The sequence below is a fragment of the Pontibacterium sp. genome, assembly GCF_041587635.1.
In the GTDB taxonomy this organism is placed as follows: domain Bacteria; phylum Pseudomonadota; class Gammaproteobacteria; order Pseudomonadales; family Balneatricaceae; genus Pontibacterium.
The window spans coordinates 1-5,260 of sequence record NZ_JBFGYC010000276.1; the positions used below are offsets into that span (position 1 = coordinate 1).

The window sequence follows — 5,260 nt, forward strand, 5'->3', positions numbered from 1 at the left end:
GTAGCGGGGGCCAGATTTGAACTGACGACCTTCGGGTTATGAGCCCGACGAGCTACCAGGCTGCTCCACCCCGCATCAAAAAAGCGTTGATATAAACTTACGATAAGACAGTTTTAGCTGTCTTAAGGATTGGTAGCGGGGGCCAGATTTGAACTGACGACCTTCGGGTTATGAGCCCGACGAGCTACCAGGCTGCTCCACCCCGCATCAACGTGGGGCGTATATTATAGAGCTGTTACATCAATAACAACCTTTTGTTTTAAAAAAGTTAAATTAAGTGCTGCAGTGCAAAAAACACTCTATTTCCGTCGATTCATTTGCCAGGGGAATGCTGGAATTTATCCACCATTTTGATACCTTGCGTTAGAAGTAACATTAAACCCAACAGAATTGATAACACGTGTCAGATAACGCCCCCCGCTGCTATATTGGCCTCCCTCAATGGAATCACCCTGACTGGGGAGATGGTCCCTTGGCTGGCAACAGCCAGTCTCATCCCTTGGGCTTATACGCCCGCTACTTCTCTTCTGTAGAAGGTAATACTACGTTTTATGGTTTACCCAGTCCGGATGCCATCCAGCGCTGGCTGTCAGAAACGACCGAGCCGTTTCGCTTCTGTTTCAAGTTTCCACAAACAATCAGCCATCTCAGCCAACTTCGTCATTGCGACAAAGAGCTGACTGAACTGTTCAACTGCATGCAGAAACTGGAAGACCGCCTCGGCCTGTTATGCCTGCAATTGCCTGAAACATTTAGCCCACAACATCTGCCTCAACTGCAGGAGTTTTTCAGCATATTACCCACGGGATTCAACTACAGTATCGAGGTGCGCAACATCGGGTTCTTCAAAAAAGACGATCGGGAACGCGACTTCAACCGCTTACTATTGGATTCAGGAATCAATCGCACCACCTTCGATACCCGTCCACTGTTTAACCACCCGGCAACAGACCATGCAACACAAGAAGCATTAGGTGCCAAACCCAATATGCCAGTGCATGTGCTGGCGACAGGCATGCAACCGATGGTTCGTTTTATTACAGCGATGGATTGGGAAAACAGTACGAACTACCTGAATCCCTGGATTAACAAGGTTGTACAGTGGCTGGATGAGGGACGTAGCCCTTACATCTTCCTGCACACGCCCGATAACCGTTCAGCCCCGGATGTTGCCCGTCTATTTGCAGCAAAGCTAGAAGCAGAACGCCCCGGTCAGGTGTGCTTTACCGACTGGCCCGACTCCCAACAGCAACAGAGTGCCTTATTCTGATGAATTTTTTATATGTATTGGATCCAATGTGCAGTTGGTGCTGGGCTTTTGCACCAACAATGAAGCACCTCCAACAACAGTATCCGGATATCCCGGTAGAGTATTTGATGGGTGGACTTGCACCAGATTCAGATGCACCGATGCCTCAGCCACTGCAACAGACCATTCAATCAACCTGGCGGCATATCAACCAACATACCGGCACATCCTTCAATCATGATTTCTGGACGACCTGCCAACCACGACGCAGTACTTATCCTGCCTGCCGCGCGGTATTAGCCGCCGAACAGCTCAGAGAAGGCAGCACCAGCGATATGATCAACGCAATTCAACAGGCATATTATCTGGACGCTAAAAATCCTTCAGATAGTTCAACACTGTCCGACATTGCGGTAAATCTAGGCCTGGATGAAGATACGTTTATTCAGCTTATTGAATCAGAGTCCATTGAAACCCTTCTGCAACAGCACTTAAAACTGAGCCGACAGATAGGCGCAAATGGGTTTCCAAGTTTATATCTGGCTACGGACAACAACACATTGGTACCGATCAGTCTCGGTTATTCAGATTGGAAAACGGTCGAAAGGAAGTTAAAACAGGAAATAATGCGGGGATGAGGGTCCATCCCCGCGGGCAGTTATCAGGCACGAACGACAGAAACGTCTTCAGCCTGTAAACCTTTGTCGCTTTCGCGCACGCTAAACAGTACTTTCTGACCTTCGGCCAGAGAGCGATGACCACGACCACGAATATTGCGGAAGTGAACAAATACATCGTCGCCATTATCACGGGTAATAAAACCAAACCCTTTGGAGACGTTAAACCATTTAACAGTACCCATTTCGCGACCATCGTCTTCATCAGACAGGTCGGTCTCTTCCGCACCAGACTGCGCATGGACATGCCCAGATGCCGGTGCAGTTGCGACTCCCATGGACGCAAACAAAGTACTCGCCAACGCTACAACAAACACAACCAACAGAACAGGGACACTCATTGGTACTTCAATACCACCGACAGCACCCAGTAAAACGGGCAACAGTACGGCAGCTAAAGCACTGATCACAACACATCGGATAAGCTTATTACCACTCATTTAGCTATCTCTTAACTCGTCTTTATTTGTTTTTAATGAAACAATGCTAACAAACAGCATTAACCCCACACATATAATCAATTTGATTCTTTTATTCAACAGCTTAAGTCATAAATACCCAATTTAATTTAAACTAAGGGGATATAAACTATGACTGTATACCCTTTTTTCGAGGTATTTGAGGTAATCCATGTCACAGGATGAACGTTTAACTGAACTGGAAAGCCGTGTCGCTTTCCAGGAAGACACCATCGATAAGATGAGCACCGAGATGGCCCATCAGGAAAAGCAAATTGAGATGCTCACCCGAATGGTCAAGATCATCAGCAGCAACCTTGAATCTATGCGCGGTGATCCTTTAAGCTCAGCAGAAGACGAACCACCGCCACCACATTATTGATTTCCTGAAACGGGAGACGGGCATCATGCACTGGAGCGCACCCCTACAGCAGTGGCTGCTGAAACTGTTCGTTAAACCCTCAATTATTGGTGAACCGATACTCGCGACCGGTCCCCATACCTATTTCGTTCTGGAACATAAGCGCAGCAGCCTTCCGCTGGTGCTGCGCAACCTGCTGCCTGCACTCGATGAAAGCAAATTACTGTTTGCCGATTCCGGTGGTGAGCAGCCCCTCGCAGAAGATCTGTATGCGCTGATCAAAGCACAGCGCAGCAATCCTGAGATAGAGATACGGTTGATCCCGGTATCCGTTTTTTACGGCCACCTGCCAAAACGCGAAAGAAGCCTGGTACGCGCACTATTTGGAGAAAGCTGGACGCACGGAAACCCCATCACCCGTACGCTGCGCATCATCCTGAATGGCCGCAAGACACTCGTGTCAGCCGAGAAACCGGTATTACTCGACACCCTGCATGAGCTTCCGATTGAGGAAGCCAGCCGTAAACTAACCCGTGTATTACGTACTCATTTTCAAATTACCCGACGCGCCGTACTTGGGCCTGATCTGTCGCATCGCCGGACGCTGCTCAAGCAGATCATGCAGCATAAAAACGTTCAATCCACTTTAGATCAGCACTGTGAACAGAAAGGGATAAATCGTTTCAGCGCGGAACAGGAAAGTCAGCGGATTCTGGATAGCATCGCCGCAGATTTCAGCCCCAACGTTGCCCGCATGCTCAACGCGGTTGTCAGCACCATCGCTAAACGGCTTTACCCGGATGGAATCCAGCTGCACAACACCGAACAAGTGCGCCGCTTATCCCAGACCCACCAGCTGATTTACCTCCCCTGCCACCGCAGTCATATGGACTATGTCACCCTCTCTTGGGCGCTGCATCAGAAAGGCCTGATGCTGCCTCATGTCGCCGCGGGTGATAACCTGAACTTCCCGGTCATTGGCCCTATTTTACGCCGTGGCGGTGCGATCTTTATGCGTCGCTCCTTCAAAGGGGACCAGCTGTACTACACCTTGTATAAAACCTACCTTGAAACGATGAGCCATCACGGCCACGCGCTGGAGTACTTTATTGAAGGCGGGCGCAGTCGCACCGGACGGCTTTTACATGCCCGCACAGGACTACTGCGCATGACCATTGAGTCATACCAGGCAACGCCGAATATTCCTTTAGCGATCATCCCGGTGTGGATCGGGTATGACCGCTTGATGGAGGGCCAGGGATATCAGGCGGAATTAGCCGGCAGCCCCAAACAAACAGAAAACCTCGGTAGCAGCCTGTCAGCACTGTCCCTGCTGGGTAAACGCTACGGCGGCGCCCACCTGAACATTGGCGAACCGATATTGCTGGCCGATCATGTGGAAATCGATCAACCGGCTGCAGATCAGGCCGCTAAGCTGGGGCAGATGACCCTACGTCAGATAAACCGCTCAGCATCGCTATTACCAATCAGCCTACTCGCTACCTGCCTATTGGCAACACCGTCTCGCCAAATCACCAAAAAGCAACTGACCGAGCAGTGCCAGGCACTGATACAACTGCTCAGTCAGCTGCCTGGGCTGGCACTACGCCTTCCCGATAAAACGCCGGAACAGTGGTTAGAACAGGCACGGCGCTATCAGCAAATCAGTATTATTGATGATCGAGTCTCTATTAGTGAAGAACAGGCCCAAACGCTGACTTTCTATCGCAACACCCTACTTCACCTGCTCGCCCTACCCGGCTTATACCTGCTGATGGTGAGGCGTCTTGAGGGCTGTCGTTCCCAGCTCATCAGCCGGCTACTCAGCCAGCTCTATCCGGTTTTGGATGCTGAACTGACACTGCCCTGGCACAAGGACAATCTCACGAAGACACTACGCAGTGTTAGGGACGTGCTGCACGACAACGCACTGCTTATAAATCACCAGCAACACTGGCATGCACCTGAATCCTCCACCAGCCAAATGCTACAAATGACGGCAGAACCCATTCTTCTGCGTTACTACCTCGTTCTGAGAATTGTTGATCGTTACCAACAGGTCAGCCAGGACGACCTCATCAGTCAGAGCGCCCGACTGGCGACAATGATTCACCGAACTTACGGATTTCAATCGAGGGAGTATGCGGATAAACGGGTACTGAAGAGCTTTATTGAACAAGCCCGGGCTCATGAATTGCTGGGTATTACAGACGGTCGTATTCGCCTGAACCAGGATCCCAGGCCATTATTTAAACTGGCGCGTAAGGTATTACGCCCACACCTGATCGTCAGTATTGATCAGAAATTGGGAAGCGCGGGCTAGCAAGACAGGTGAAACATGGAAGCGGCGGCAGATCAGACCAACTTCTTCAGCGTGTAAATATCGTAGCGACTGGATTTTCCTTCTAGCTGAAAGCTAGGTGCGCGATCGCCAATGGTAGGCGCTTTGCGCGGTCGCTTCACAACAACACGGTTTTCTGCGATGGCAATCGCAGCCTCCAATATCTGCTCCGCA

The 5,260-nt window shown here is 50.2% G+C and carries 6 protein-coding genes and 2 tRNA genes; 4 read left to right on the top strand and 4 right to left on the bottom strand.

The genetic code is table 11. The features are described 5' to 3' along the window. Window position 1: 1 nt before the first annotated feature. Together ABYW01_RS13295 and ABYW01_RS13300 are read right to left on the bottom strand one after the other, a co-directional pair. Window positions 2–75, bottom strand: a tRNA-Met gene (locus ABYW01_RS13295). A 55-nt stretch (window positions 76–130) separates the two neighbouring features. Beyond that, window positions 131–207 (bottom strand) — tRNA-Met (locus tag ABYW01_RS13300). Window positions 208–472: 265 nt separating this feature from the next. On the opposite strand from ABYW01_RS13300, the gene ABYW01_RS13305 reads away from it, so the two are divergent. After that, a complete protein-coding gene (locus tag ABYW01_RS13305; protein WP_372833459.1) occupies window positions 473–1,270 on the top strand; it encodes a DUF72 domain-containing protein in 798 nt (265 codons plus the stop codon). Beyond that, window positions 1,270–1,887 carry a DsbA family protein gene (locus ABYW01_RS13310; RefSeq protein WP_372833461.1) on the top strand — a complete coding sequence of 206 codons (618 nt, stop codon included), beginning with the start codon at window positions 1,270–1,272 and terminating at the stop codon, window positions 1,885–1,887. Before ABYW01_RS13305 ends, ABYW01_RS13310 begins: the two co-directional genes overlap by 1 nt. 23 nt (window positions 1,888–1,910) lie before the next feature. On the opposite strand, the gene ABYW01_RS13315 is transcribed toward ABYW01_RS13310, so the two are convergent. Continuing rightward, window positions 1,911–2,366, bottom strand: a complete 456-nt coding sequence (locus ABYW01_RS13315) for a cold-shock protein (protein WP_193954926.1) — start codon at window positions 2,364–2,366, stop codon at window positions 1,911–1,913. 190 nt (window positions 2,367–2,556) lie between these two features. Here ABYW01_RS13315 and ABYW01_RS13320 point away from each other — a divergent pair, with 190 nt between their 5' ends. Further along, window positions 2,557–2,766 carry a SlyX family protein gene (locus ABYW01_RS13320; RefSeq protein WP_193954925.1) on the top strand — a complete coding sequence of 70 codons (210 nt, stop codon included), beginning with the start codon at window positions 2,557–2,559 and terminating at the stop codon, window positions 2,764–2,766. Between the two features lie 25 nt (window positions 2,767–2,791). After that, window positions 2,792–5,068: a glycerol-3-phosphate 1-O-acyltransferase PlsB gene (plsB, locus tag ABYW01_RS13325; RefSeq protein WP_372833466.1), complete on the top strand. Its 2,277-nt coding sequence runs from the start codon at window positions 2,792–2,794 to the stop codon at window positions 5,066–5,068. Between the two features lie 32 nt (window positions 5,069–5,100). On the opposite strand, the gene ABYW01_RS13330 is transcribed toward plsB, so the two are convergent. Next, window positions 5,101–5,247: a class I SAM-dependent methyltransferase gene (locus ABYW01_RS13330; protein ID WP_372833468.1), complete on the bottom strand. Its 147-nt coding sequence runs from the start codon at window positions 5,245–5,247 to the stop codon at window positions 5,101–5,103. Window positions 5,248–5,260: the final 13 nt, after the last annotated feature.